Genomic DNA, 24,326 nt, shown 5'->3' on the forward strand with positions numbered 1-24,326 from the left:
ACACAGTTGCGGCTCATATCATGCTACCAACCTTGCAGATGAGGTTCTGCACAGCGTCGTGCCGGGCATGAGTGAGCCATGGCCAAACTCATGCTGCACGGAGACCTGGACCACCCGGCGGCGCTCAGCGTCGCGGACCTTCGGGACTGGGCACAGCACCGTGCCGCGGTCACGTTCGACTGCGCGACGAACGGGCCGCAGCACCACGTGTTCGAGGGCCCGCTGCTCCGCGAGGTCATCTCGGACGCCGGCCCGGCCTTCGACGCCCGTCGCCGCAAGGACCGCTCGCGGTTCCTGCTCGCCGTGACCGGCGGAGACGGACACCATTCGATGCTGTCCTGGGCCGAGCTGGACGCCGACTTCGGCGCGAGCCCGGTGCTGCTGGCGACCCGCCTCGACGGTGAGGACCTCGACGAGACGGGTGCGCAGTTGGTGGTCCCTTCGGACCGGTGCGGGGCGCGCTACGTCAGCGCGGTCACGCACGTGTGGTTCGGCGCGCTGTCGCCGCCGAGCCTGGGCCTGTAGGGCGGGGTCCGACGCGCCGGCGAAAGATTCTCCGGGGGCCTGTCACATGCGCGCGGCGGCGCGTGTCAGTGCGGTGAGGAAGAAAAACACCGACCGCCGAGGAGTACCTCATGAACATCGCCGCCACCGTCGTCACCGTCCTCGCAGCCGCCATGTCGGGCTTCTCGGGGTACTCGCTCCTGCGCCGCGCCCCCTGGGTCGTGGAGGCCATGGAGCAGTACGAGGTCCCCGGTGCCTGGTGGACCCCGCTCGGCGCGGCCAAGGCCGCCGGAGCCCTGGGCCTGCTGGCCGGCCTCTTCGTCCCGGCCCTCGGCATCGCCGCGGGCATCGGCCTGGTCCTCTACTACACCGGCGCCGTGATCACCGTGGTCCGGGCCCGGGCCTACGCCCACGTCCCCTTCCCGGTGATCTACGCGGCCCCGGTCGTCGCCGCCCTCGCCCTCGGCTTCGCCGCGTAGGGCGTCCGAGGGTGCGGAGGGTGCGGGGAGCTTGCAGGCGGGGGGGCGCTTGCGGGGCGGGGGCCCCGCACCGGCCTCCCGTCCGTCAGGTGAACGTCGGCATCTCGCCGACCGTCTTCGCCACGTCGATCACGGCGAACGCCGCGCCCTGCGGGTCCGCCACCGCCGCGAAGCGCCCGAAGGGGCTGTCCATCGGGCCGAAGTGCAGCTTGCCGCCGTGGGCCTGGGTCTTCGCGACCGCCTCGTCGCAGTCCGGGACGGCGAAGTAGACCTGGACGTACGAGGGGATCTCCGGCGGGAAGTCGGTGCCCATGTTCATCCGGCCCAGCACCGGGTTCTCCGGGCCGCCCAGGCTGAAGACCTTGAAGTCCATGCCGGCCGCCTCGGGATCGTCGCCGAGGTCCATCTGCCGGGTCCCGTACGGGAAGACCTGGGGGAGGAACGCGTCCGGCTTGGCCACGTCGCGCGAGAAGAACTCGGCCCAGCAGTACGCGCCCGGTTCGCCGGTCTTCTCGAAGCCCTTGTGGTCGCCCGGCTGCCAGACGCCGAAGACGGCGCCGCTGGGCTCCTTCGCGATGGCCATCGTGCCGAAGGAGCCGACCTGCATCGGCTCCATCAGGACCTCGCCGCCGGCGGCCTTGATCTTCGCCGCCGTGGCGGTCGCGTCGGGCGAGGCGAGGTAGAGGCACCACTGCGATTGGCCCTCCGCGCCCGGCATCGGCGGCACCACGGCCGCGACGGCCTTGCCGTCGGAGTAGGCCTGCGTGTAGTTCCCGTACTCGCTGCTGGACTCCCCGAAGGTCCAGCCCAGTACGTCGCCGTAGAAGGTCTTGGCGCCCTCGAGATCGGAGAACATCGCGTCCACCCAGCAGGGCGCGCCTTCCGTGAACTCAGCCATGATCGATCGACTCCTGTGTGGTGTACGACGTGACCCCTCTCGGTACTCACGCTAGGCGGGGGTCCGGACGATCGCGCGGGGAGCGCCCGCGCGAGACCCTGGAGCCATGGACGACAAGGACAAGAGCGTCACCATCCGGCTCGCCCAGCAGCCGGAGGCCGACGAGCTGCTCGGCCGCAGCCCGGTCGCCGCGCTGGTCGGGATGCTGCTGGACCAGCAGGTGCCCATGGAATGGGCGTTCTCGGGGCCCTACACGATCGCCCGGCGGCTGGGCTCCGACGACCTGGACGCGCACGCGATCGCCGCCTACGACCCGGAGGCGTTCGCCGCGCTGCTCTCCGAGAAACCGGCCGTGCACCGCTACCCGGGCGCGATGGCGAAGCGGGTGCAGCAACTGTGCGCGTACCTGGTGGAGCACTACGGAGGGGACGCGGCGGCCGTGTGGACCGACGTGGGGACCGGCGCCGAGCTGTTGGCGCGGCTGCGGGCGCTGCCCGGCTTCGGGGAGCAGAAGGCGCAGATCTTCCTGGCGCTGCTCGGCAAGCGGTTCGGGGTGCGCCCGCGCGGCTGGCGCGAGGCGGCCGGCGGGTACGGGCCGGCGAACGTCTACCGGTCGGCGGCGGACATCACGGGCCCGGAATCGCTGGCCAAGGTGCGGGCGCACAAGCAGGAGGCGAAGGCCGCCGCGAAGGCGGCCACGACGACCGGGAAAGCGGCCGCCGGCGGAGCCGGCAAGCAGAATCAGCCGTTCGGGTGAGAGTCGGGCCCTTTTGTCAGATCCTGTCCCTAAGCTCGTGATCATGACTGAGAACCTGACCCGCGCCGCCACCGCCGAGATCATCTCCGACGCCCCCGGCAGCCTGATCACGCTCCTCACGGACACCGCCGAGCTCACCTGCAACACGGCCACCTTCGAGGTCGGCGCCGCGGGTGCCCCGGTGCACTTCCACACCAAGGCGACCGAGTTCTTCCACGTCACGGACGGCACGCTCGACGTCCTGCTCGGCGACGAGACACACACCCTGACCAAGGGCGACTTCCTCGCCGTGCCCCCCGGCGTGAAGCACGCCTTCGCCCCGGCCGCGGACAGTACGGCCGAGGTCTTCGTCGGCTTCACCCCCGGCATGGGCCGCTTCGACTACTACCGGCTGCTCGGCCGGGTCCGGGCCGGCGAGGCCACGGTGCAGGACCTCATCGACAGCCAGCCCGTCTACGACAACCACTACGCGGAGAGCGACGCCTGGGCCGGCCGCCTGAAGCGCAGCGCCGAAGCGTAGACCTCGTCGGCGTCGAGCCGTCGCAGTTCCTCCGCTATCAGCTCGGCGCTGCTGCGGATCTTCAGCGCGACCTTGCGGTCGGGGCTGCCCGGCAGGAGCAGGGTGGCCAGGACACCGTCCGGGCGGTCCACGCGGATCTCCCCGGCGGAGGTCGTCAGCCGGACCCGGGTGATGACCGGGCCCTCGGTCGCCACCCGCTCCACGGGCACGCCGAGCCGGTCCTCCAGCCAGCGGGCCAGCAGCTCGGAGCTCGCGTTGCCGGGCTCGCTCTCCACGGCCGCGCCCGTCACCGGAAGCGGCTTCTGGTCCAGGGCGGCGGCCAGGAGCGAACGCCACGGGGTGAGCCGGGTCCAGGCCAGATCGGTGTCCCCGGGCGCGTAGGCGCCGGCCCGGGCGTCGAGCGCGGCAACCGGGTCGGTGGCCGCCTCCGCGTCCGTGATCCGGCGCTGCGCGAGCGCGCCCAGCGGGTCCCGGGCGGGCGCGTCCGGGGCTTCGGCGGGCCACCAGGCCACCACGGGCGCGTCCGGCACCAGCAGCGGGAGCACCACGGAGCCCGCGTGCTCGGTGAGCGTCCCGTGCAGCCGGAGCAGCACGATCTCCCCGGACCCGGCGTCGGCGCCGACCCGCAGCTCGGCGTCGAGCCGGTTCTGACGCAGCCGGTGCGGTCCGCGTGCGGTGCGCTTGATCACCGCGATGATCCGGCAGGGGTGCTCGCGCGAGGCCTCGGAGGCCGCGCGGACGGCGTCGTAGGCGTTCTCCTCGTCCGTGGCGACGAGGAGGTTGAGCACGAGCCCCATCGTGGGACTCCCGATGGCCCGTCGCGCGTCGAGCAGGGCCCGGTTGACCTTGCTGGAGGTCGTATCGGTGAGTTCGGTCCGCATGCTCCGAGTCTCGCAGGCCGGACGGGGCCTCAGGTACGCATTCCCGGTCAGGACGGATTCCCCGTCAGGTTCGGATTCCCCGCGCGGTGTCAGCGGCGCCGCCTGGCCGTGCCGAAGATGGACCGGGAGATCTCGCGGCCCAGTTGCGTACCGATCGACCTGGCCAGGGAGCGGAAGAGCCCGCTGCCCACCACCTGCTCCGCCAGCGAGGGATCCGGCTTCGGAGCGGCCTTCGCGGCCGCCTTCGCCTGCTTCTCGGCCTCCGCCGCCGCGGCCGCCGCCTCGGCTTCCGCCTCCGCCGCCGCCTGTTCGGCGCTGATCTTCTCGTACGCCGATTCCCGGTCGATGGGCTCCGCGTAGCGCGAGTAGAGCAGGGAGGACTTCACCGCCTGGTCCAGCGCGGCCGCGTCGATCGGCCCCATCAGCGACTGGGGGGCCCGCAGCCGGGTCGCCGCCACCGGGGTCGGCGCGCCGTTCTCGCTGAGCACCGTGATCACCGCCTCGCCCGTCCCCAGCTGGGTCAGCAGCTCCTCCAGGTCGTAGGCGGAGTTCGGGAAGGTCTTCACCGTCGCCTTCAGCGCCTTCGCGTCGTCCGGGGTGAAGGCGCGCAGGGCGTGCTGCACCCGGTTGCCGAGCTGCGCCAGCACGTCGGCCGGCACGTCCTTGGGGGTCTGGGTGACGAAGAAGACGCCGATGCCCTTGGAACGGATCAGCCGGACCGTCTGCGTGATGGCCTCGAGGAAGGCCTTCGAGGCCCCGTTGAACAGCAGGTGCGCCTCGTCGAAGAAGAAGACCAGTTTGGGCTTCTCCAGATCGCCGACTTCCGGCAGGTCCGTGTACAGGTCCGCCAGCAGCCACATCAGGAAAGTGGAGAAGAGCTGCGGTTTGTCCTGGACCGCCGGGAGCTCCAGGACGGAGACCAGCCCGCGCCCGTCCGCCGCCGTCCGGAGGAATTCACTGGTGTCGAATTCGGGCTCGCCGAAGAATTCCGCGGCCCCCTGCTGTTCGAAGGCGGTGAGCGCCCGCAGGATCACTCCGGCGGTCACCGTGGAAAGTCCGCCGATGCCCTTGAGCTCGGGCTTCCCCTTGTCCGAGACGAGGAAGGCGACGACGGCCCGCAGGTCCTTGAGGTCGATCAGCTCCAGGCCCTTGGTATCGGCGTAGTGGAAGATCAGCCCCAGCGACTGCTCCTGCGTCTGGTTGAGCTGGAGCACCTTGGACATCAGGACCGGGCCGAAGCTCGTCACGGTGGACCGGAGGGGGATTCCGGGGCCGATCCCGCCCAGCGAGTAGAACTCGCTGGGAAATCCGGCGCCCTCCCATTCCTGGGCCACGTCCTTGGCGCGTTCCCCGATCTTCTCGTTGGCCGCGCCGGGGGCGGAGATGCCCGAGACATCGCCCTTGATGTCCGCGAGGAAGACCGGAACGCCGTTGGCCGACAGCTGTTCGGCGATGAGCTGCAGCGTCTTGGTCTTGCCGGTTCCGGTGGCGCCCGCGACCAGGCCGTGCCGGTTGAGCATCGACAGCGGGATGCGGATCTGGTGCTCCGGCAGGCAGGCCCCGTCCCAGAGCAGGGCCCCCAGATCGAGCGCGGGTCCGGTGAAGGCGTACCCGGCGGCGATCTGGCCGGCGGGGGACGCGGCAGGGGACTGGGCGGGGGATGTGGAAGGGGACTCGGCAGGGGACGCGGGGTCGGTGCTCTGACTCATATATCACTCCCGAAATAGCGCTATTCGCCACCTTTGCACCGTCATCGCAAGGCTGCGCCCGCAGGCCCCTGCCCGGTAGGCTTTCCGTGTGATCTTCAAGCGCATCGGAAATAGGCGGCCGTACCCCGACCACGGCAGGGAAACCACCCGTCAGTGGGCGGATGTCGCCCCGCGCCCGGTCCGGCTCGACCAGCTTGTGACCACCAAGGGCCAGCTCGACCTCGAAACGCTGCTCGCCGAGGATTCGACCTTCTACGGGGACCTCTTCGCCCATGTCGTGAAGTGGCAGGGCGACCTGTACCTGGAGGACGGTCTACACCGCGCCGTCCGGGCCGCGCTCCAGCAGCGCCAGGTCCTGCACGCGCGCGTCCTCGAACTGGGCTGACCCGCTCCGTCCGGTGTCGGATAGGTCCCGGTTGCGCCTTTCGGGTCAGCCTTGCCCTATCAACAGATGATTCGGTGGGCATCGGCAGCGGTCGGCATTACGCTGCGCACATGAGCATGCTCACTCCCCCTGGCATGGGCGGAAAGTACAAGGTCACGGGAGCGGCTTACCCCCGCATGACCCGCCCTCGACGCCGCCGCCGGATCGTCCTCGTGGTGCTCGGATCGATCATCGGGCTCGCCCTGATCGCTTACGGGGCCGTGCAGCTCATCGACGTGTTCGGCGGTGACGCGGACAAACGCAAAACCGCCGCCGCGGCCAAGGACTGCGCCACCCCCGCACCCAAGGCGGGCTCCGCCGCCACCCCCGCCGCCGCGCCGAAGGTCGTCCTCCCGGCGCCCGGCGGCATCACGGTCAACGTCTACAACGCGACCCCGCGCGCGGGCCTCGCCAAGGCCGTGGGCGATGAGCTCAAGAGCCGCGGCTTCACCATCGGCAAGGTCGGCAACGCCCCCGCCGACTTCGACAAGAAGGTCCCGGGCGCCGGGATACTGGTCGGCTCGCCGCAGACGGACAAGGCCGCCTTCTCCGTCCTCGGCACCAACCTCGCCGGCGCCACCCACCAGACCGACGCCCGCGAGACCGCGGACATCGACCTGATCCTGGGCGACGCCTTCCAGACGCTCACGCCGAAGGCCGACGCCGACAAGGCCCTCGCCGCCCTGGCCAACCCCCAGCCCGCGCCCGCCAAGAAGTGCTGACCGCATGAGGAAGCCCGGCCTCCCCTGGGGGAGGCCGGGCTTCTTCGCGCTTGCGCCGTTACTCCGCTACTCCGCCGAGCCGTACATGCGGTCGCCCGCGTCGCCCAGCCCCGGCACGATGTAGCCCTGCTCGTTGAGCCGCTCGTCCACCGCGGCCGTCACCACCGTCACCGGCGTGCCGGCCAGCTCGCGCTCCATGATCTCGACGCCCTCCGGCGCGGCCAGCAGCACCACCGCGGTCACGTCGTCCGCACCGCGCTTGATGAGCTCCTTGATCGCCGCGACGAGCGTGCCGCCGGTGGCGAGCATCGGGTCCACCACGTAGACCTGACGGCCCGAGAGGTCCTCCGGCATGCGCGTCGCGTACGTGGAGGCCTCCAGGGTCTCCTCGTTGCGGACCATGCCGAGGAAGCCGACCTCGGCGGTCGGCAGCAGCCGCACCATGCCGTCGAGCATGCCGAGACCGGCGCGCAGGATCGGTACGACCAGCGGCCGCGGGTAGGAGAGCTTCACACCGGTGGTCGGGCCGACCGGGGTGACGATGTCGGCCTGCTCGGTGCGCACGTCCCGGGTGGCCTCGTACGCGAGCAGGGTCACCAGCTCGTCGGCGAGCCGACGGAAGGTGGGGGAGTCGGTGCGCTTGTCGCGCAGAGTGGTGAGTTTGTGCGCCACCAAGGGGTGATCCACTACCTGCAAACGCACAACATCCTCCAAGACTTGGCTGCCGCAGCAAAAGCCACGGCCCGCGACGCCGCTACCTGCGAAAACGGCCGCAAACACGCGACCCACACCCAAAAGGCTACGCGCTGCGCCCGCCCCTTCGCGCCCGAAGGGGCGGCCACGCCCGGAAAGCGCTGGAGATGCGACCCGCCCGGACCCCCAGCACGCTGGACGGATGAGCCACGCAAGGGTGATCGCCGCCGTAGACGGATCCGAACACAGCCTCAAGGCCCTGGAGTGGGCAAGGGCTGCGGCAGTGCGCCACGGCACCGGGCTCGTCGTCGCCCACGTGCTGTCCGACAGCGTCCAGCTGTACGCGGCACGCCGTTCCTCGCTCCAGGACCGCAGCGAGCCCGAGGAGGTCGAGGACCCCGTCAGCGTGCGCCTACGGGCCCACCTGGCCACCGGGGGCGAGCTGCCCGCCGAAGTCCGCTACGAGTCCCTGGAGGGCTCCGTCCCGGAGGCCCTGCGGGACATCGGGGAGGGCGCCCGGATGCTGGTGATGGGCTCCCGGGGCCGCGGCGGCTTCGCCGCGCTGCTGCTCGGCTCGAACAGCCGGGCCGTGGCCACCAGCGCGGGCTGCCCGGTGGTCGTGGTCGCGCACGAGGCGCGCGGAGTGGACGTGGCCTCCCAGCCCTCGGCCGGCCGGGTCGTGCTGGGACTGCACGCCGCGGAGACGCCCGACAACGTACTGGAATTCGCGTTCACGGAGGCCGCCGCGCGGGGCACCACGCTCCAGGTGGTCTCCGCGTACAGCATCCCGCCGTCGCCGACGATGGTGATCGACAGCCCGTTCGCGGTGATCCCGCCGGAGGCGCTGGTGGGGGAGGACGACAACGCGGTGCCGGCCGAGCGGGAGATGCTCCGCTCCCAGACGGAACGGCTCGCGCCGTTCCGGGCGAGGTACCCGACCGTGCCCGTCGAGCAGGCCGCGGTGCCCGGGGACGCGGCCGGGCGCCTCGTCGCCACCTCGAACTCGGCGGCGCTGGTCGTCGTGGGCCGCCACCACCCGCGCCGGCACATCCGGTCCCTGATGATGGGCTCGGTCGCGAACGCCGTGCTGCAGCACGCGCACGGGCCGGTGGCGGTCGTCCCGACGCTGTCAGAGTCGCAGGAGTCGCAGGAGTCGCCGGGGTCGCCGGACTCGTAGGACTCGCAGGAGGCCCCCGGAGCCCCCACGGCCCCGAGAACCCCGCGAGCCCCGGCGCCTCCCGGGTCGACCGAGGAGTCCGCGTAGCCGGGTAGCCGGGTTTGTCGGAATCCGACTGAATTCCTGCGGAGTCGTGACAGAAGGTGGCATCAAACGGCTGGTCCGGGGGAAGGTGGGGGTTCGGGGGGACGGACCGGACCGGACCAGCCAGGGGCGGTGACCCATGCCCGAAGACGATCACGAGCCACTGGAGACGACGGCGCAGCGCAGAGCCCGGCGCGCGCAGTTCCTCCGTGACCTGCACGAGGCACGGGAACTGCGCGACCGGGTCCAGCCCAGACGCGCCCGCGCCGCCCGCATGCGCCAGCAGATGCGCATGCGCACCTTTCGCTGGTGAGCCCTGCCTTCGGCCCCGGCGCGGCCCCTCCCGGCTGCCGCACGGCCCCCGTCGGACCCCCGCCCGAAACGCCGCCCGTGAAGCCGTCCGTGACGCCGTCCGGCCGCCGCCGCGCCCCCGGCGCGAGACCCCGTACAACACGCGCGGCCAGCGCCACGGCGCCGAAGACCTCTCGCAATGGCTCCGTTTCTGCCACGATGCCGACTGGGCGGGGTACGAAACGGTGAGCACGGCGACCGTTCCACCCCCACCCACCTCCGGCCGGGGGGAACTCCAACCGGCACGCCTATGACCAGTGGGAGAGTCACGGTGTATTTCGCCGCACTGCTCGCGCGCACCGAAGACGGGTGGGAAGCGAGCGACATGGAACTCGACGATGTCGAGTCTCTGAGTGATCTGATCGATCTCGCCCGCTCCGCCTCTGTCGACGACGACACGGTGGTAGCCCTCATCGAACAGGAGGACACCTGGTTCGGGGTCGTCCGGGTGGACGGCGAGGAGGACCCGCGCTACTACGTGTCCAACGCCTCCGCCGCCTCCCGCAGCTCCTACGGCTCGATGCTGACCGACGAGCTGCTGGGCAAGGACGACGAGGACGACGAACTCGACGAGCTGGACCTCGACGGCACCGAGGACGGCGAGGACGAGGTCATCGCCTCTTATTCGGACGGCGGATCCGCCGACAGAGACGAGGAGGACGACGCTGACGCGGACGACGGCCACGACGTACGGGCCGGCGCCGAACCGGCACCCGCCGGCCCGCTCGGCGACCCCCGGCTGCTCGACGACCTCGGGGTGAGCCACAAACAACTGATGACCCTGGACGGGGACGCCCTCTCGGAGATCGCCGATTCGCTCGGCGCCACCGAGGTCCTGGAGGCCGTCCGCTAGTGATCCCCGAGCACCACCACACCCCGCACACCACCCCGTACACGCCCGATCCCGTACGGGACCCCTGGCAGGACTCCATGCGCCTGGCGCTCCGGGAGGCCGCCCGGGCGGTGCCGGCCGGCGACGTGCCGGTCGGCGCCGTGGTGCTCGGCCCGGACGGCACGCTCCTGGCCACCGGGCACAACGAGCGGGAGGCGACCGGCGACCCGACGGCACACGCCGAGGTACTGGCGCTGCGCCGGGCGGCCACCGCCCTCGGGGAATGGCGGCTCCCGGGGTGCACCCTCGTGGTGACCCTGGAGCCGTGCGTGATGTGCGCGGGCGCCCTCGTGCAGTCGCGGGTGGCCCGGGTCGTCTACGGGGCGGCCGACGAGAAGGCGGGCGCCGCGGGGTCGCTGTGGGACCTCGTACGGGACCGCCGGCTCAACCACCGTCCCGAGGTGATCGCGGGCGTGCTCGCGGGGGAGTGCGCGCGGCAGCTCACGGACTTCTTCCGCGACCTCTGAGCACTGTCGCGCGAATGGATTTCAGAGCACGGGTCTCCTTGGGCTAAGCTCTCTCTCGGTAGCGTGTCCGAGCGGCCGAAGGAGCACGCCTCGAAAGCGTGTGATGGTGCAAGCTATCCGTGGGTTCAAATCCCACCGCTACCGCTCTGACCGAGAGCCCCGCCCCGCAAGGGTCGGGGCTCTCGGCGTTTCCGGGGGTTCCGGCGTTTCCGGGAGCTCCGGGGGTTCCGGCGTCCGAGGGACATCCGCGTGACCGCCCGCGCCCTGGGCCGTTGTCACGGCATGACCAAGACCAAGCGCATCCTCGCCGCCCTCGCCCTCGCGGGGGCCGCCGCCGGCCTCGCGGCTCCCGCCGCCTCCGCCGCCCCGGTCTCCCCGCTCACCCTTCCGGACCTGCCGGCCCCTCAGGGCATGCCCGAGGGGGCGAGCCCGTCCTCGGTGCAGGAGATCGGCGGACAGGTCAGCGGCGGCCTGAACCAGCTCAACCAGCTGATGGAGCTCCCGAACCAGCTCGCGCCCGTGATCGCCCCCGTCCAGCCGATCACGGACCTGGCCGGCGGGCTGGAGTAGCCGGTCCCCCGGCCCGGACGGCGCAGAACGCGAAGAAGGCCCCGACCTGAGTCGGGACCTTCAACGGTTGGGACGGGGGAAGTGGCATCGGGGGGACAAGCCACTTCCCCCGATGAGGACGGAACCTGCCAGTCCAAGCCGCAGTCAGGGGGGAAGCTTGCGGCTCGGACCCCGCAGTGAGGTCCTGTCCCTCGCTCACCGATTTCCTGCCAGAACCGGTGGGCTTGTGTTCAATCCTGCGCCTTCCGGGGCCGTCGGCACACCGGCAAAGGGCCTGTGCCGCCAGGTCATTGGTCCCTAAAGGTCAGGTGAGTGTTCGAACGCGACGGGCTAGACTCTGCCGACCTTGCAGGACCGGTTGGGGAGGCCGACAGCGCACGTGGAAACCAAGAAGCTGATCTCGGGCGCCCTTGTCGTCTTCGTCCTCTTCGTCATCATCACTCAGCCCAAAAAAGCCGCCGATATGGTGCAAATAGGCTTCCAAGGAATCTCGGATGCCGCAACGGCGATCGGCGAGTTCATGACCGAACTGGTGCGCTGAACCCGTACGCTGAAGCGGTTTCCGGACTTCCCGGCCCCCCACTCCGACGGGTGGGGGGCTTTTTGCGTTCCCGTACGCGGGGCAAAATGCCCTGTTACTCCCAACTTGCCCTCAACACGGCGTTATACGGTGCTTGCACACAGTGCACATGTCTTGTGATGCTATGACCGCTTTTGACGGATGAGTTGATGACGTGAAGTGAAGGGGTGGCGTGACCGTGCCGGCCAGTACTGCGCCCGAGGTGCCGCCCCAGCAGGATCCACAGCAGGAGCAGCCCCACACACCGCACGAACCCCGCGAACCCCGCGGGGACTCCGCCCAGGCCCCGCACCGGGCCTCTCCGCAGGTTTCCCCGCAGGCTTCCCCGCAGCTGTCCCCTCAGGGCCAGTCGCAGGGCCAGCCGCAGGTGTCCCCTCAGGGCCAGTCCCAGGTGTCCCCACAGGGCCAGCCGCAGGTGTCCCCGCAGGGACAGTCCCAGGTCTCCCCGCAGCCCCAGCCGCAGGAGTCCCACGTACCGCCCCAGCAGGAGGCTCCGGAGGAGCCTGCGGTCGCCCCCAGGCCACAGAGCCGGGGTGCCGACACCCGGGCCCTCACCCAGGTCCTGTTCGGGCAGCTGAAGGACCTGCAGCCGGGCACCAGCGAGCACGCGCGGGTCCGCGGGGCCCTCATCGAGGCCAACATCCCGCTCGTCCGGTACGCGGCCGCCCGCTTCCGCAGCCGCAACGAGCCGATGGAGGACGTGATCCAGGTCGGCACGATCGGGCTGATCAACGCGATCGACCGGTTCGACCCCGAGCGCGGGGTGCAGTTCCCGACCTTCGCGATGCCGACCGTCGTGGGCGAGATCAAGCGCTACTTCCGCGACAACGTCCGCACCGTCCACGTGCCGCGCCGCCTCCACGAGCTGTGGGTCCAGGTCAACGCCGCCACCGAGGACCTCACCACCCTGCACGGCCGCACTCCGACCACCCCCGAGATCGCCGAGCGGCTGCGCATCGGCGAGGACGAGGTGCTCTCCTGCATCGAGGCCGGCCGCAGCTACCACGCGACCTCCCTGGAGGCCGCCCAGGAGGGCGACGGGCTCCCCGGCCTGCTCGACCGCCTCGGCTACGAGGACCCCGAGCTGGCCGGCGTGGAACACCGCGACCTGGTCCGCCACCTGCTCGTACAGCTGCCCGAGCGCGAGCAGCGGATCCTGCTCCTGCGGTACTACAACAATCTGACCCAGTCGCAGATCAGCGCCGAGCTCGGCGTCTCCCAGATGCACGTCTCCCGCCTCCTCGCCCGGAGCTTCGCCCGGCTGAGATCCGCAAACAGGATCGATGCCTAACCGGATCGAGTGGAGATCATTCTCCGCGTTTCCTGACAGAGCGGCAGATTCCCGCCCTAGAGCAGGCCTATCGGGTTCTGTCGCTGGAGATACTTGTCGACATGGCGCTACAGCGTGTTGCCGACATGTGACATTCTGCTGGAACCGCGTTTGCCGCAGCCCCGCCTCCGGTATTCAGGTGGAGGCTGCGTTCCTCCGACGGGCGCGCAGATGAAGCGCGACCGTCCGCGACCTCAAGGGGGTGGCATGTCCGTAGACCAGGGCAGCTCACAGGTGCTCACGCTCGTCAAGCAGCGTGAAGTGCCGGCAGTGTCCCACCGCTCGGAAGCCATCGACACCCGGATCGACACCCGCACCCTCTCCCGCTCCCTCTTCAAGCGGCTCGCAGGCCTCGACGCGGACAGTCCCGAGCGGACCTACGTGCGCGACACCCTGATCGAGCTGAACCTCCCCCTCGTGCGCTACGCCGCGGCCCGCTTCCGGAGCCGCAACGAGCCCATGGAGGACATCGTCCAGGTCGGCACGATCGGGCTGATCAAGGCCATCGACCGGTTCGACTGCGAGCGCGGGGTGGAGTTCCCGACCTTCGCCATGCCGACCGTCGTGGGCGAGATCAAACGGTTCTTCCGGGACACCTCCTGGTCCGTGCGCGTCCCGCGCCGGCTCCAGGAGCTGCGGCTCGCCCTCACCAAGGCCAGCGACGAGCTCGCCCAGAAGCTCGACCGCTCGCCGACCGTGCCGGAGCTCGCGGCCGTGCTCGGGGTCTCGGAGGAGGACGTCGTCGACGGCCTCGCCGTGGGCAACGCGTACACCGCCTCCTCGCTCGACTCGCCCTCCCCCGAGGACGAGGGCGGCGAGGGCTCGCTCGCGGACCGGCTCGGGTACGAGGACACCGCGCTGGAGGGCGTCGAGTACCGCGAGTCGCTCAAGCCGCTGCTGGCCAAGCTCCCGCCCCGGGAACGGCAGATCATCATGCTGCGGTTCTTCGCGAACATGACGCAGTCGCAGATCGGCGAGGAGGTCGGCATCTCCCAGATGCACGTCTCCCGGCTGCTCACGCGCACGCTCGCGCAGCTCCGCGTCGGCCTGATCGGCGAGTAGCCTCCGCGGCCACCGGGATACGGCCGCACGGACGGGCACGAGCGCGCTCGGCCAATCCTCCGCAGCCGCTTCACAATTGACGGCACGTCAGTAAAACTGCCGGGATGCGAAAGGTATCCCGGCAGGCCGCCGTCCTCGCCCTGTGCGCCACGGCTTCCGCCGTCGCCCTGACCGGCTGCGGCGGCCCGGCGCGCGAGGGCTACGTGGCCGTGGGCGCGGCCGCCCCCGGTCCGGAGCGGGGCGCCGGGGAGAACGTCGCACCCAGGGCCCGGGTCGAGTTCCAGTCGCTCCCGCAGGCGTCGCCCGGCTCCTCCGCGGCCGGCGACGGCACGTCGGGGAGCACCTCGGCGGACATCCCGGGCGGCGCGCCCGGCGGCACTCCGGGCGCAAGCTCGGGCGGAGTCACGGGCGGGGTCTCCGGTGGGACATCCGGCGGCCCCGGCGGTACGCCGCCCGGCGCCCCGGGATCGCAGCCCCCGGCCGGCTCCGCCTCGGGCGGAGGCACGGCCACGCCCCCCGGCGGCTCCGGCGGCCCGCCCGCCACCGCACCCGGCACCACGCTTCCGACCGCCCCGGGCGGCAAGCCCGGGAGCCCGTCCAGCCCGCCGCCGAAGCCCGGGCCGTCCACCCCGGCGCCGCCTCCGGCCGCGCCGGCGAAGCTGAGCATCGGCGCGCCGACCCGTACCGCGGCGGCGGAACGCTGGTGCGAGCAGGTCACGGTGCCCTTCACCAACACCGGAGGCACGGCCGCCCGTTCGGGCACGGTCACCTTCGCGACGCACATCATCGGCGCCCTGGGCGTCGACTGGAACACCATCGTCTCGACCCAGCCGCTGCCCGCCCCGATCGCGGGCGGCACGACGAAGACGCGGACCTACCGGATCTGCGTCGAGGCCTGGCGCGTGCCCCTGGGCATGCACGTGGAGACCCAGAGGGTCACGGCCACCTGGAACTGACGGCCGTCGCCGCGCGGGCCGGGCGTCAGAGCGCCAGCCAGGCCACCACGGCGATCAGGACCACCGCGGCGAGGCCGACGCCGATCCACAGGCCCGCGCCCGGGCCCGACTTGCGCGCGGCACGGTTCTGCATGCGCGAACCGGGGACGGCGGGGGCCGGTACCGGCTCGTCGACGAACGCCCGGAACATCTGGGTGCTGCCCGCGGGGTCGTAGTCACCCTCGGGAGCCTGTGAGTTGTGGTTCGAGTCGTGATTCGCAGCCATGCGCAGGACCCTAGCGGGTTTTCCGATTCCTTTACCGCCCGGGCCTCCGATTCATTTGCCTGTAACAACCATCTGCTTCTATGGTTGCCCGAAGCAACGACATTCGGAGGGGGGTCCCGGTGACCACAGCGCCCGAAGCGCCCGCAGTGACCACACCCGCAACGCGTTACGCCGAACTGGCCCGACAGCTCACCGGCATCGGCGCCGTCAAGCGCGATCTCGCCCGCCTCCTGCCCTCCGACTGCCCGCCCGGTTCGGCGGCCGTGCTCACCGTGCTCGACCGGCACGGCGAGATGCGGCTCGGCCGCCTGTCCGAGTACCTGGCCATCGACATCTCCGTGACCAGCCGGCACGTCGCGCACACCACCGACCGCGGCTGGATCACCCGCGACACCGACCCCGTCGACGCCCGCTGCCGGATCCTGCGCCTGACCCCGGCCGGCCGCGCGCTCCTCACCGAGCTCGGCACCCGCCACACCACCGCGCTGGCGAAGGCCCTGGCCGACTGGTCCGACGCGGACGTCGACCACCTCAACATCCTGCTGGCCCGGCTCCGGTCGGGCTTCACGCTTCCAGACAGCTAGACCGAAGGAAACACATGGCTACGACCACACCCACCGGTGTGCGGGGAGGCGGCCGGCCGGAGACCACGTCCGACAGCGCGCCCATGACCCACCCGCAGATCATGAAGGCCCTCTCCGGGCTGATGCTCGGCATGTTCGTGGCGATCCTGTCCTCCACGATCGTCTCCAACGCCCTGCCCCAGATCATCGGCGACCTCGGCGGCACCCAGTCCTCCTACACCTGGGTGGTCACGGCCGCCCTGCTCTCGATGACGGCGGCCACCCCGCTGTGGGGCAAGCTGTCCGACCTCTTCAGCAAGAAGCTGCTGGTCCAGATATCCCTGGTGATCTACGTCCTCGGCTCGATGGTCGCGGGCATGTCCCAGAACACCGGCATGCTCATCGCCTGCCGCGTGGTCCAGGGCATCGGCGTCGGCGGGCTCTCCGCCCTCGCCCAGATCGTGATGGCCGCGATGATCTCCCCGCGCGAGCGCGGCCGGTACAGCGGCTACCTCGGCGCGGTCTTCGCCGTCGCCACCGTCGGCGGCCCGCTGCTCGGCGGGGTCATCACCGACACGAGCTGGCTCGGCTGGCGCTGGTGCTTCTACGTCGGCATCCCCTTCGCCGTCATCGCCCTGATCGTGCTCCAGCGCACCCTGCACCTGCCCGTCGTGCGCCGCGAGGTCAAGGTCGACTGGCTGGGCGCCTTCCTGATCAGCGGCGCCGTCTCGGCCCTGCTGATCTGGGTGACGCAGGCCGGCACCTCGTACGACTGGATGTCCTGGCAGAGCACGGCGATGACCGGCGGCGCCCTCGTCCTCGGTCTGCTCTTCCTGCTGGTCGAATCCAGGGCGAGCGACCCGATCATTCCGCTGCGCCTCTTCCGCAACAAGACCATCAGCCTCGCCTCGGCCGCCTCACTCTTCGTCGGCATCGCGATGTTCTCGGGCACCGTGTTTTTCAGCCAGTTCTTCCAGTTGGCCCGCGGCGAGACCCCCACGATGTCCGGAATCCTCACGATTCCGATGATCGGCGGGCTCTTCGTCTCCTCCACCGTTTCCGGTCAGGTGATCACCAAGACCGGTAAGTGGAAGGCCTGGCTCGTTTCCGGCGGCGTGCTCCTGACGGCCGGACTCGGCCTGCTGGGCACCCTGCGGTACGACACCCCGTACTGGCACATCGCGATCTTCATGGCGCTGACCGGCCTCGGCCTCGGCATGATGATGCAGAACCTGGTCCTCGCCTCCCAGAACCAGGTGGCCCCCGAGGACCTCGGCGCCGCCAGCTCGGTCGTCACCTTCTTCCGCTCGCTCGGTGGCGCGATGGGCGTCTCCGCCCTCGGCGCGGTCATGGCCAACCGGGTCACCCACTACGTCAAGGACGGCCTCGCCGAGCTCGGCCCGAAGGCCGCGGCCATGGGCCACGGCGGTACCGGCGGAGGTGCGATCCCCGACCTCGCCCAGCTGCCCGAGCCCTTCCGCACGGTCGTCGAGTCCGCGTACGGGCACGGGGTCGGCGACGTCTTCCTCTACGCCGCCCCCACCGCGCTGCTGGCGCTGGTGCTGGTGGTGTTCATCAAGGAGGTCGCCCTGAGGTCGAAGCCGGCGGCCCACGAACCGGCGGCCGCCGCGTCGGAGTAGCCGGGCGGTCTACGGGGCTGCGGGCGCGGCGGGGGTGTGGGTGCGGGCTGCCGCGGGTTCGGTGGTGGCGGGGGGCGTGGGCGCGGTGGGCGCCCCGGCCGCCGTTCGCCCGGTGTGCGCCTGGATCCCGGCGATCAGGACGTCGAGCGCGAGGCAGAACTCCCCGTCGGGCGGCCGCCGGACCGTGCCCCCACAGCCGTGCAGGAACTGGGAGACGGCCAGCCGGGCCCCGGCACGGGTGGCGTCCGGCAGGCCCGTGGCGTCCAGCAGCCGGTGCAGGGCGGCGTCGAAGGCCCGTGCGTGCGGGCCGATGTTCGGATACGCGGCGGTGAGCGGAGCCACCCACGGGTGGTCCGCGAGCAGCCTCCGGTAGCCCCGGGCCAGCGAACGGAGCCGGCCGGGCCAGCCCTCCACGGGCGGCCCGGCCGGCTCCTGCCGTTCACCGAGCTCGCCCAGGGCGCTGTCCAGGGCGAGTTCGAGCAGATCGTGCTTGGTGTCGACGTACCAGTACAGGGACATCGCGGTGACCCCGAGCCCGGCGGCGAGCCGCCTCATGGAGAACCGGGCCAGCCCCTCGGCGTCCAGCAGCCGTACGGCCGCGGCCGTGATCCGTTCCCGGTCCAGTCCGGCGGGGGCCTCGCTGCGCCGCCGGGCGCGTGCGGTCGGCGGCACCGCCAGCCAGACGCTGGTCCGGGCCGTGCCGGGATCCGCCGGGGTGACCATGGAGGCATCCTCCTCACGCGCACGGGACCGGCCCGCGATGCCCGGTCCGCCCCCTTGATGCTAGTGGGACCGGGTCCGGCAGGTTTCAGGATGCCGGTGACGTCGGCGCGGTGAGGTCGTAGAAGGTGGCTCCGCCGATCGTGGAGGCCTTGAAGTTGGCCTTGACCCAGGTCTCGATGGAGCTGCTCACGCCCCCGCCGGGGCCGCCCCCGCCGCGTGCCGCGGTGCCGGTCTCCGCGCCGCCGCCGGTTTCGCCGCCGGCCGCGGCGCCGTCGGCTCCCGTGCCGCTCTGGCCGATGAAGTAGTGGATCTTCCCGGCGCTGACGTACGCCTTGAACTGCTCCAGGGTCGGAGAGGGGTCGCTGCCGTTGAAGCCGCCGAGGGCCATCACCGGCCGCTGCGAAGCGAGCTGGTAACTCGCCGCGTTCTGCGAGCCGATGGCGGCCGCCGCCCACGTGTACCGGTCCGCGTCGGCGCGCAGCGCGGCCGTGGCCTCGGCGCTGGTCCGCGTCCCGCCGAGCAGGCCGCCCATGCCGCCTCCGCCCGCGCCGCCTCCGCCCATGGCCCCGCCCATGCCCCCGCCCGGTCCGCCGCCGGTCCGGGTGCCCCGGCCGCCGTCGGTGGGGCCGGTGCCGCCGGGGGCCCGGCCGCCCTGGGCGGTTCCGCCCGGGGGCATGCCCTGCGGTGCGGCTCCGCCGCCGCCCCCGGGCATCGCTCCGCCGCCCGGCATCTCGAAGCCGCGCATCCCGCCGCCGGGGCCGCCCCGGCCGCCCGCGACGGCGGGGCCCGCCGTGACGATCGAGCCCGTGTGCGGGGTGGTCACCGTGGTCAGGCAGTACGCGAGGGGTCCGGCCAGGGCCACGCCCAAGCCGACTGCCGCCACACCGAGTGCGGTGCGGCGGCCCAGCCGCGCGGTGAACGGCAGCAGCAGGGCCGTGCCGAGTCCGACAGCGAGGACCAACCAGCGCAACCACGGCACGTACTCCGCGGAGCGACCGAGCAAGGCGAAGGCCCAGTACGACGTGAGGGCGAGGGTCCCGGAGAGCGTGAGGGAGGCGGCCCGGCTGCCCCGCTCCTCCCAGAGGACGGCGATGCCCATGCCGACCAGGGCGGCGATGTACGGGGCCAGGGCCACCGTGTAGTACTCGTGGAAGATGCCCTGCATGAAGCTGAAGACCACCGCGGTGATCAGCAGCGCCCCGCCCCAGGCCAGGAAGGCCGCGCGGGCCATGCCCTCCAGGCTGTCGGTGGCCCGGCGGGCCCGCCAGGTGACCACGAGGCCCGCGACGAGCAGGATCAGCGCGGCGGGCAGCAGCCAGCCGATCTGACCGCCGATGTTCGAGGAGAACAGCCGGTCGATGCCGGTCTCTCCCCAGGCCATTCCGCCACCGCCACCGGCTCCGGGGCCGCCGGTCATGCCCTCGGCGGCCGCCGTGCGGGCTCCGCCGCCGACGCTGCCGGTCTCCTCGCCGTTGATCCGGCCGAGGCCGTTGTAGCCGAGGGTCAGTTCCAGGAAGGAGTTGGTCTGCGAGCCCCCGATGTACGGGCGGGAGGAGGCGGGCCACAGTTCGACGATCGCCACCCACCAGCCGCCGGCCGCCACCATGGCGAGGGTGGAGAGCAGCAGCTGGCCGAGGCGCCTGCGCAGCCGGGTCGGCGCGCAGACCGCGTACAGCAGGGCGAGGGGCGGCAGGATGACGAAGGCCTGCAGGGTCTTGGTGAGGAAGGCGAAGCCGACCGCGACCCCGGCCCAGACGAGCCATGTGGTGTGCGCGCCATCGAGGGCCCGGAGCACGCAGTACACGGTGACGGTCATCAGGAGCGTCAGCAGCGCATCGGGGTTGTTGAAGCGGAACATCAGCGCGGCCACGGGCGTGAGCGCGAACACGGCTCCGCTGATGAGGGCCGCCGCCGGGCCGAACTGGCGGCGTACGGCCGCGTAGAGCACGGCGGTCGTACCGACGCCCATCAGGGCCTGCGGCACGAGGATCTGCCAGGCACCGAGCCCGAAGAGCCGGACGGACAGCATCATGGGCCACAGCGCGGCCGGGGGCTTGTCGACGGTGATGGAGTTCCCGGCGTCGGAGGAGCCGAAGAAGAAGGCCTTCCAACTCTCGCCGCCCGCTTGGACCGCGGCGGAGTAGAAGGAGTTGGCGTAGCCGGAGGCACCCAGGTCCCAGAGCAGCAGCACGGCGGTGGCGAGGAGCAGCCCGAGGAACGCGGGGCGTTCCCAGCCGGGCCGCGCGGCGTGCGCCCGGGCCGTCCTGGAGGACGGGGCGGCCGGGGAGGGCGGGTGGAGCGGTAGGGCTGCCGTGGTCATCAGGAGTGGTCCTTCGCGGGAGTGGCGCGCCGTTCGGGGAAGACCCAGGCGCGGAAGAGCAGGAACCGCAGCACCGTGGCGGCGAGGTTGGCGGTGACCAGGACGGCCAGCTCGGTGCTGTGCCCCGGTGTGGAGTTGGCGGCCCCGAGGGCGGCGAGCGATCCACTGGTCAGGGCCAGTCCGATGGCGAACACCACGAGCCCCTGGGCCTGGTGGCGCACGGCGCGGGCCCGGCCGCGGACGCCGAAGGTGAGCCGGCGGTTGGCGGCGGTGTTGGCGACGGCGGAGAGCAGCAGCGCGGCGGCGTTGGCGAGCTGGGGGCCGGCGGCGTTCCGTGCGGCGGAGTAGAGGAGCAGGTAGAGGAGGGTGGACAGGGCGCCGACCGCGCAAAAGCCCAGGAGCTGGCGGGCCAGCCCGCGCGGGACGCCGGGCAGGGCGGTGCGGTCGCGCGGGTCGTCCCCGAAGGAGCGGGCGAGCCGGTCCAGCGGGAGCGCGCCGACGGCCAGGGCCCGGCCCACCCGCCAGACGCCCTTGAGGTCCTCGGCGGCGGTGCGGGCGATGTGCACGGTGGAGTCGGGGTCGTCGACCCAGTCCACCGGGACCTCGTGGATCCGCAGCCCGGCCCGCTCGGCGAGGACCAGCAGCTCGGTGTCGAAGAACCAGCCGGAGTCCTCCACGAGCGGCAGCAGCCGGGTCGCGACCTCGCGGCGGATCGCCTTGAAGCCGCACTGGGCGTCGCTGAACCGGGCGGAGAGCGAGGAGCGCAGGAGCAGGTTGTAGGCACGGGAGATGAACTCCCGCTTCGCTCCCCTGACCACCCGCGAGGAACGGGCCAGGCGAGTGCCGATGGCGAGGTCGGAGTGGCCGGAGATCAGCGGGGCGACCAGCGGGAGCAGGGCGTTGAGGTCGGTGGAGAGGTCCACGTCCATGTACGCCAGGACGGGCGCTTCCGACTCCCCCCACACCGTGCGCAGGGCCCGGCCGCGGCCCTTCTGCTCCAGCCGGGTGCTGCGTACGCCGGCCACGGAGGCGGCGAGGGCGGCCGCGACCTCGGGGGTGCGGTCGGTGCTCGCGTTGTCGGCGATGGTGATGCGGAAGGGGTACGGGAAGGTCCGGGTCAGGTGCTCGTGCAGCCTGCGCACGCAGGGGCCGAGGTCCGCCTCCTCGTTGTAGACCGGGATCACCACGTCGAGGACTGGCTCACCCGGTACGGGCGCGAGGGGCGACCGGACCGGGAGCGCTCCGGAAGAGGTGTCGGTAGGCATGACCCGACCCTCCCGGGGCGGGCTGTCACCGCTGTGTGCTGACCCTGTGGCCCGTCTGTGAGTGCGGCTGCGCGGGCGCAACGGGAGCGGCGTGGCCGGCCAGGGGGAGCAGGACCTCGAAGGAGGTGCGGCCGGGGGCGCTGCGGACGTCGACGTGGCCGCCGTGGGCCGAGACCACGGCGGCCACGATGGCCAGGCCGAGGCCGGTGGAGCCCGCCGAACGGGAGCGGGAGGCGTCGCCGCGGGCGAAGCGCTCGAAGACGTGGGGCAGCAGCTCGGGCGGGATGCCGGGGCCGTCGTCCTCGATCCGGAGCCGGACGACGGATGTTTCACGTGAAACATGCGCCGTGACGGTGGTGCCGGGCGGGGTGTGCGTCCGGGCGTTGGCCAGCAGGTTCACCAGCACCTGCTGGATCCGCGCCGGGTCTGCGTGGACGGGCGCCGGATCCTCGGGCAGTTCCAGGCGCCAGTGGTGGTCGTGGCCGGCGGCCCGGGCATCGCTGACGGCGTCCACGACCAGCGGGGCCAGGTCCGTGTCGCAGGTGGACAGCGGGCGGCCCGCGTCGAGCCGGGCCAGCAGCAGCAGGTCCTCCACCAGACCGGTCATCCGGGTGGCTTCGGACTCGATCCGCCCGAGGGCGTGCCGGGTGTCGGGGCCGGGCTCCTCACGGCCCCGGCGGGTCAGTTCGGCGTACCCGCGGATGGAGGCCAGCGGGGTGCGCAGCTCGTGGCTGGCGTCGGCGACGAACTGGCGGACCCGGGTCTCGCTCTGCTGGCGTGCGGTCAGGGCCGAGGAGACGTGGCCCAGCATCCGGTTGAGGGCGGCGCCGACCTGCCCGACCTCGGTACGGGGGTCGGCCTCCGCTTCGGGTACCCGCTCGTGGAGGGCGGGCTCGCCGCTGTCCAGGGTGAGTTCGGAGACCCGGGTGGCGGTGGCGGCGACGCGGCGCAGCGGGCGCAGGGCGACACCGACCAGGGCCTGTCCGGCGAGGGAGGCCGCGATCAGCCCGGCGAGGGTGACGAAGACCTCCACCGCGATCAGGGTGTGCACGGTGGAGTCGACCTCGGTGAGCGGGAAGCCGATCACGATGCTCGCGTCGGGCGACGTCAGCACCCGGTATCCGCCGAGGCCGGGCAGCTGCAGTTCGACCGGGTCGCCGGGATCGCTCGGACTGCCGCCGGCGGCCTTCTGCGCGGCCGCGGCGAGGACGGAGGCCTGCTCCGTGGTGAGGGGCAGGCGGCCGTTGGACCCGGACCCGTCCCCGGAACCGCCGATGGCCGCGCTGCGCTGGCTGCGGACGCTGTCGACGGTCTTGCCCGCGGCGTCGAGGCGGACCCCGACGGCGGCCAGCGGGGATCCGGGTCCCATGACCACGCCGAGGGCGTTCTCCCGGGGGAACTTGCCCGCGCCGGGGTGGCTCGCCATCTGGACGGAGGCGCGCAACTGCTCGTCGACCTTGTCGACCAGGTACGAGCGCAGCGCGACGGTGGTGACGGTGCTGATGGCAGCGCCGACGACGGCGATGAGGGCCACCGCCGAGACGACGAGCCGGGTCCGCAGCGACCAGGGCCGCCGGCCCCACCGGGGGCGGCGGGGGCCGGGGGGACGCGCCGGGCGGCCCGGCCGGCGCGGGCGGCGGGAGCCCCGGGGCTCGCCGGCCGCCACTAGTCGGCCGGCTTGATCAGGTAGCCGGCGCCGCGGCGGGTGTGGATCATCGGCGGAAGGCCGGTACCGGCCTCCAGCTTGCGCCGCAGGTAGGAGATGTAGAGCTCGACGACGTTGGCCTGGCCGCCGAAGTCGTACGACCACACGCGGTCCAGGATCTGCGCCTTGCTCAGCACCCGGCGCGGGTTGCGCATCAGGTAGCGCAGCAGCTCGAACTCGGTCGCGGTCAGATGGACGTCCTGACCGCCCCGGTTCACCTCGTGGCTGTCCTCGTCGAGCCGCAGGTCGCCGACCTCCAGCACCGACCCTCCGCGCGCGGCCTGCGCCGCCCCGGAGCGCCGGACCAGGCCGCGCAGCCGGGCCACGACCTCTTCCAGGCTGAACGGCTTGGTGACGTAGTCGTCGCCGCCCGCCGTCAGACCCGCGATGCGGTCCTCGACCGAGTCCTTCGCGGTCAGGAACAGCACCGGGACGTGCGGGAGCTCCCGCCGCAGGCGGCCCAGGACGGCCAGCCCGTCCATGTCGGGGAGCATGATGTCGAGCAGGACGACATCGGGCCGGAACTCCCGTGCCGCACGCACCGCCCCCGCGCCGTCGCCCGCGCTGCGGACCTCGCAGCCCTCGTAGCGCAGGGCCATGGAGAGCAGCTCGGAGAGGGCGGCCTCGTCGTCCACGACGAGGACCCGGCACGGGCTGCCGTCGGGCCGGACGAGGGCCGCGTGGTTGCCGGTGGACGTGGACGCGTGGGATGTGGTCGTCGCAGTCATGCGTACACGCTGGCCGCCGCCCGTGAGAGCCCTCTTGCCTGAAGCTGTGAATTCCCTGAGA

General features: G+C 72.1%; 27 protein-coding genes and 1 tRNA gene. 18 read left to right on the top strand and 10 right to left on the bottom strand.

Annotation, left to right across the window (positions count from 1 at the left end):
- The first annotated feature begins 78 nt into the window (after nucleotides 1-78).
- The gene (locus ACFYYB_RS28415; RefSeq protein ID WP_389438542.1) at nucleotides 79-525 is read left to right on the top strand and encodes a molybdopterin-dependent oxidoreductase; all 447 of its coding nucleotides are present in this window, start codon (nucleotides 79-81) and stop codon (nucleotides 523-525) included.
- A gap of 110 nt (nucleotides 526-635) precedes the next feature.
- The gene (locus ACFYYB_RS28420) at nucleotides 636-983 is read left to right on the top strand and encodes a DoxX family protein (protein WP_389438544.1); all 348 of its coding nucleotides are present in this window, start codon (nucleotides 636-638) and stop codon (nucleotides 981-983) included.
- Nucleotides 984-1,068: 85 nt separating this feature from the next.
- Here the strand turns inward: ACFYYB_RS28420 and ACFYYB_RS28425 are convergent, their stop codons facing one another.
- On the bottom strand, nucleotides 1,069-1,881 hold the full coding sequence (locus ACFYYB_RS28425) for a VOC family protein (protein WP_389438546.1): 813 nt from the start codon (nucleotides 1,879-1,881) through the stop codon (nucleotides 1,069-1,071).
- Nucleotides 1,882-1,987: 106 nt separating this feature from the next.
- Here ACFYYB_RS28425 and ACFYYB_RS28430 point away from each other — a divergent pair, with 106 nt between their 5' ends.
- Both ACFYYB_RS28430 and ACFYYB_RS28435 read left to right on the top strand, forming a co-directional pair.
- The gene (locus ACFYYB_RS28430) at nucleotides 1,988-2,638 is read left to right on the top strand and encodes an HhH-GPD-type base excision DNA repair protein (RefSeq protein WP_389438548.1); all 651 of its coding nucleotides are present in this window, start codon (nucleotides 1,988-1,990) and stop codon (nucleotides 2,636-2,638) included.
- A 43-nt stretch (nucleotides 2,639-2,681) separates the two neighbouring features.
- Nucleotides 2,682-3,158 carry a cupin domain-containing protein gene (locus tag ACFYYB_RS28435; protein WP_389438550.1) on the top strand — a complete coding sequence of 159 codons (477 nt, stop codon included), beginning with the start codon at nucleotides 2,682-2,684 and terminating at the stop codon, nucleotides 3,156-3,158.
- Here ACFYYB_RS28435 and opcA read toward each other — a convergent pair.
- Nucleotides 3,104-4,039, bottom strand: a complete 936-nt coding sequence (gene opcA / locus ACFYYB_RS28440; RefSeq protein WP_389438552.1) for a glucose-6-phosphate dehydrogenase assembly protein OpcA — start codon at nucleotides 4,037-4,039, stop codon at nucleotides 3,104-3,106. The genes ACFYYB_RS28435 and opcA overlap by 55 nt on opposite strands.
- An 89-nt stretch (nucleotides 4,040-4,128) precedes the next feature.
- Nucleotides 4,129-5,748, bottom strand: coding sequence for a helicase HerA-like domain-containing protein (locus ACFYYB_RS28445; RefSeq protein ID WP_389438554.1), 1,620 nt, complete (start codon nucleotides 5,746-5,748; stop codon nucleotides 4,129-4,131).
- A gap of 88 nt (nucleotides 5,749-5,836) precedes the next feature.
- On the opposite strand from ACFYYB_RS28445, the gene ACFYYB_RS28450 reads away from it, so the two are divergent.
- Both ACFYYB_RS28450 and ACFYYB_RS28455 read left to right on the top strand, forming a co-directional pair.
- Nucleotides 5,837-6,133, top strand: a complete 297-nt coding sequence (locus tag ACFYYB_RS28450) for a type II toxin-antitoxin system VapB family antitoxin (protein WP_112446725.1) — start codon at nucleotides 5,837-5,839, stop codon at nucleotides 6,131-6,133.
- A gap of 110 nt (nucleotides 6,134-6,243) precedes the next feature.
- The gene (locus tag ACFYYB_RS28455; protein ID WP_389438556.1) at nucleotides 6,244-6,894 is read left to right on the top strand and encodes a LytR C-terminal domain-containing protein; all 651 of its coding nucleotides are present in this window, start codon (nucleotides 6,244-6,246) and stop codon (nucleotides 6,892-6,894) included.
- A 66-nt stretch (nucleotides 6,895-6,960) separates the two neighbouring features.
- Here ACFYYB_RS28455 and upp read toward each other — a convergent pair whose 3' ends face one another.
- A complete protein-coding gene (upp, locus tag ACFYYB_RS28460; protein WP_254381950.1) occupies nucleotides 6,961-7,596 on the bottom strand; it encodes a uracil phosphoribosyltransferase in 636 nt (211 codons plus the stop codon).
- A gap of 193 nt (nucleotides 7,597-7,789) precedes the next feature.
- On the opposite strand from upp, the gene ACFYYB_RS28465 reads away from it, so the two are divergent.
- From ACFYYB_RS28465 to ACFYYB_RS28510, 10 genes are all read left to right on the top strand, one after another.
- Entirely contained in the window at nucleotides 7,790-8,764 is a 975-nt protein-coding gene (locus ACFYYB_RS28465) for a universal stress protein (RefSeq protein WP_389438558.1), read from the top strand.
- A 223-nt stretch (nucleotides 8,765-8,987) separates the two neighbouring features.
- A complete protein-coding gene (locus tag ACFYYB_RS28470; RefSeq protein WP_254381952.1) occupies nucleotides 8,988-9,161 on the top strand; it encodes a hypothetical protein in 174 nt (57 codons plus the stop codon).
- 309 nt (nucleotides 9,162-9,470) lie between these two features.
- Complete coding sequence (locus tag ACFYYB_RS28475) at nucleotides 9,471-10,052, top strand: hypothetical protein (RefSeq protein WP_327309361.1); 582 nt, start codon at nucleotides 9,471-9,473, stop codon at nucleotides 10,050-10,052.
- A gap of 77 nt (nucleotides 10,053-10,129) precedes the next feature.
- The gene (gene tadA / locus ACFYYB_RS28480) at nucleotides 10,130-10,558 is read left to right on the top strand and encodes a tRNA adenosine(34) deaminase TadA (RefSeq protein WP_327309360.1); all 429 of its coding nucleotides are present in this window, start codon (nucleotides 10,130-10,132) and stop codon (nucleotides 10,556-10,558) included.
- 57 nt (nucleotides 10,559-10,615) lie between these two features.
- Nucleotides 10,616-10,702: transfer RNA gene (locus ACFYYB_RS28485), tRNA-Ser, on the top strand.
- Between the two features lie 105 nt (nucleotides 10,703-10,807).
- Entirely contained in the window at nucleotides 10,808-11,128 is a 321-nt protein-coding gene (locus tag ACFYYB_RS28490) for a hypothetical protein (RefSeq protein ID WP_389438561.1), read from the top strand.
- Nucleotides 11,129-11,507: 379 nt separating this feature from the next.
- A complete protein-coding gene (locus tag ACFYYB_RS28495; protein WP_214954785.1) occupies nucleotides 11,508-11,669 on the top strand; it encodes a hypothetical protein in 162 nt (53 codons plus the stop codon).
- Between the two features lie 454 nt (nucleotides 11,670-12,123).
- Complete coding sequence (locus tag ACFYYB_RS28500) at nucleotides 12,124-12,999, top strand: SigB/SigF/SigG family RNA polymerase sigma factor (protein ID WP_389439017.1); 876 nt, start codon at nucleotides 12,124-12,126, stop codon at nucleotides 12,997-12,999.
- A 246-nt stretch (nucleotides 13,000-13,245) separates the two neighbouring features.
- The gene (locus tag ACFYYB_RS28505) at nucleotides 13,246-14,100 is read left to right on the top strand and encodes an RNA polymerase sigma factor SigF (protein ID WP_243341827.1); all 855 of its coding nucleotides are present in this window, start codon (nucleotides 13,246-13,248) and stop codon (nucleotides 14,098-14,100) included.
- 104 nt (nucleotides 14,101-14,204) lie between these two features.
- A complete protein-coding gene (locus tag ACFYYB_RS28510; RefSeq protein ID WP_389438563.1) occupies nucleotides 14,205-15,056 on the top strand; it encodes a hypothetical protein in 852 nt (283 codons plus the stop codon).
- A gap of 25 nt (nucleotides 15,057-15,081) precedes the next feature.
- Here ACFYYB_RS28510 and ACFYYB_RS28515 read toward each other — a convergent pair whose 3' ends face one another.
- Nucleotides 15,082-15,321 (bottom strand): hypothetical protein, encoded by a 240-nt coding sequence (locus ACFYYB_RS28515; protein WP_327305847.1) that lies wholly within the window; start codon nucleotides 15,319-15,321, stop codon nucleotides 15,082-15,084.
- Nucleotides 15,322-15,467: 146 nt separating this feature from the next.
- Here ACFYYB_RS28515 and ACFYYB_RS28520 point away from each other — a divergent pair, with 146 nt between their 5' ends.
- Both ACFYYB_RS28520 and ACFYYB_RS28525 read left to right on the top strand, forming a co-directional pair.
- Nucleotides 15,468-15,905, top strand: a complete 438-nt coding sequence (locus tag ACFYYB_RS28520) for a MarR family winged helix-turn-helix transcriptional regulator (protein ID WP_327305846.1) — start codon at nucleotides 15,468-15,470, stop codon at nucleotides 15,903-15,905.
- A gap of 14 nt (nucleotides 15,906-15,919) precedes the next feature.
- Nucleotides 15,920-17,524: an MDR family MFS transporter gene (locus tag ACFYYB_RS28525; protein ID WP_389438565.1), complete on the top strand. Its 1,605-nt coding sequence runs from the start codon at nucleotides 15,920-15,922 to the stop codon at nucleotides 17,522-17,524.
- Between the two features lie 9 nt (nucleotides 17,525-17,533).
- On the opposite strand, the gene ACFYYB_RS28530 is transcribed toward ACFYYB_RS28525, so the two are convergent.
- From ACFYYB_RS28530 to ACFYYB_RS28550, 5 genes are all read right to left on the bottom strand, one after another.
- Entirely contained in the window at nucleotides 17,534-18,247 is a 714-nt protein-coding gene (locus ACFYYB_RS28530) for a TetR/AcrR family transcriptional regulator (protein ID WP_389438567.1), read from the bottom strand.
- Between the two features lie 85 nt (nucleotides 18,248-18,332).
- Complete coding sequence (locus tag ACFYYB_RS28535) at nucleotides 18,333-20,567, bottom strand: ArnT family glycosyltransferase (protein WP_389438569.1); 2,235 nt, start codon at nucleotides 20,565-20,567, stop codon at nucleotides 18,333-18,335.
- The gene (locus ACFYYB_RS28540) at nucleotides 20,567-21,832 is read right to left on the bottom strand and encodes a glycosyltransferase (protein ID WP_389438571.1); all 1,266 of its coding nucleotides are present in this window, start codon (nucleotides 21,830-21,832) and stop codon (nucleotides 20,567-20,569) included. The genes ACFYYB_RS28535 and ACFYYB_RS28540 overlap by 1 nt, the downstream gene beginning before the upstream one ends.
- A 25-nt stretch (nucleotides 21,833-21,857) precedes the next feature.
- A complete protein-coding gene (locus ACFYYB_RS28545; RefSeq protein WP_389438573.1) occupies nucleotides 21,858-23,498 on the bottom strand; it encodes a sensor histidine kinase in 1,641 nt (546 codons plus the stop codon).
- Nucleotides 23,498-24,265 carry a response regulator transcription factor gene (locus tag ACFYYB_RS28550; protein WP_389438574.1) on the bottom strand — a complete coding sequence of 256 codons (768 nt, stop codon included), beginning with the start codon at nucleotides 24,263-24,265 and terminating at the stop codon, nucleotides 23,498-23,500. Before ACFYYB_RS28550 ends, ACFYYB_RS28545 begins: the two co-directional genes overlap by 1 nt.
- Nucleotides 24,266-24,326 lie beyond the last annotated feature (61 nt).

It is taken from the genome of Streptomyces sp. NPDC002886, assembly GCF_042888445.1.
GTDB lineage: Bacteria > Actinomycetota > Actinomycetes > Streptomycetales > Streptomycetaceae > Streptomyces.

What these genes read in the sequence shown, in the direction of transcription:
- ACFYYB_RS28435 (WP_389438550.1), top strand. Translation starts at nt 2,682, where the DNA reads ATGACTGAGAACCTGACCCGCGCCGCCACCGCCGAGATCATCTCCGAC.
- opcA (WP_389438552.1), bottom strand. Translation starts at nt 4,039, where the DNA reads ATGCGGACCGAACTCACCGATACGACCTCCAGCAAGGTCAACCGGGCC.
- ACFYYB_RS28525 (WP_389438565.1), top strand. Translation starts at nt 15,920, where the DNA reads ATGGCTACGACCACACCCACCGGTGTGCGGGGAGGCGGCCGGCCGGAG.
- tadA (WP_327309360.1), top strand. Translation starts at nt 10,130, where the DNA reads ATGCGCCTGGCGCTCCGGGAGGCCGCCCGGGCGGTGCCGGCCGGCGAC.
- ACFYYB_RS28470 (WP_254381952.1), top strand. Translation starts at nt 8,988, where the DNA reads ATGCCCGAAGACGATCACGAGCCACTGGAGACGACGGCGCAGCGCAGA.
- ACFYYB_RS28455 (WP_389438556.1), top strand. Translation starts at nt 6,244, where the DNA reads ATGAGCATGCTCACTCCCCCTGGCATGGGCGGAAAGTACAAGGTCACG.
- ACFYYB_RS28530 (WP_389438567.1), bottom strand. Translation starts at nt 18,247, where the DNA reads ATGGTCACCCCGGCGGATCCCGGCACGGCCCGGACCAGCGTCTGGCTG.
- ACFYYB_RS28415 (WP_389438542.1), top strand. Translation starts at nt 79, where the DNA reads ATGGCCAAACTCATGCTGCACGGAGACCTGGACCACCCGGCGGCGCTC.
- ACFYYB_RS28550 (WP_389438574.1), bottom strand. Translation starts at nt 24,265, where the DNA reads ATGACTGCGACGACCACATCCCACGCGTCCACGTCCACCGGCAACCAC.
- ACFYYB_RS28510 (WP_389438563.1), top strand. Translation starts at nt 14,205, where the DNA reads ATGCGAAAGGTATCCCGGCAGGCCGCCGTCCTCGCCCTGTGCGCCACG.
- ACFYYB_RS28430 (WP_389438548.1), top strand. Translation starts at nt 1,988, where the DNA reads ATGGACGACAAGGACAAGAGCGTCACCATCCGGCTCGCCCAGCAGCCG.
- ACFYYB_RS28505 (WP_243341827.1), top strand. Translation starts at nt 13,246, where the DNA reads ATGTCCGTAGACCAGGGCAGCTCACAGGTGCTCACGCTCGTCAAGCAG.
- ACFYYB_RS28540 (WP_389438571.1), bottom strand. Translation starts at nt 21,832, where the DNA reads ATGCCTACCGACACCTCTTCCGGAGCGCTCCCGGTCCGGTCGCCCCTC.
- ACFYYB_RS28445 (WP_389438554.1), bottom strand. Translation starts at nt 5,748, where the DNA reads ATGAGTCAGAGCACCGACCCCGCGTCCCCTGCCGAGTCCCCTTCCACA.
- ACFYYB_RS28535 (WP_389438569.1), bottom strand. Translation starts at nt 20,567, where the DNA reads ATGACCACGGCAGCCCTACCGCTCCACCCGCCCTCCCCGGCCGCCCCG.
- ACFYYB_RS28425 (WP_389438546.1), bottom strand. Translation starts at nt 1,881, where the DNA reads ATGGCTGAGTTCACGGAAGGCGCGCCCTGCTGGGTGGACGCGATGTTC.
- ACFYYB_RS28420 (WP_389438544.1), top strand. Translation starts at nt 636, where the DNA reads ATGAACATCGCCGCCACCGTCGTCACCGTCCTCGCAGCCGCCATGTCG.
- ACFYYB_RS28465 (WP_389438558.1), top strand. Translation starts at nt 7,790, where the DNA reads ATGAGCCACGCAAGGGTGATCGCCGCCGTAGACGGATCCGAACACAGC.
- ACFYYB_RS28515 (WP_327305847.1), bottom strand. Translation starts at nt 15,321, where the DNA reads ATGGCTGCGAATCACGACTCGAACCACAACTCACAGGCTCCCGAGGGT.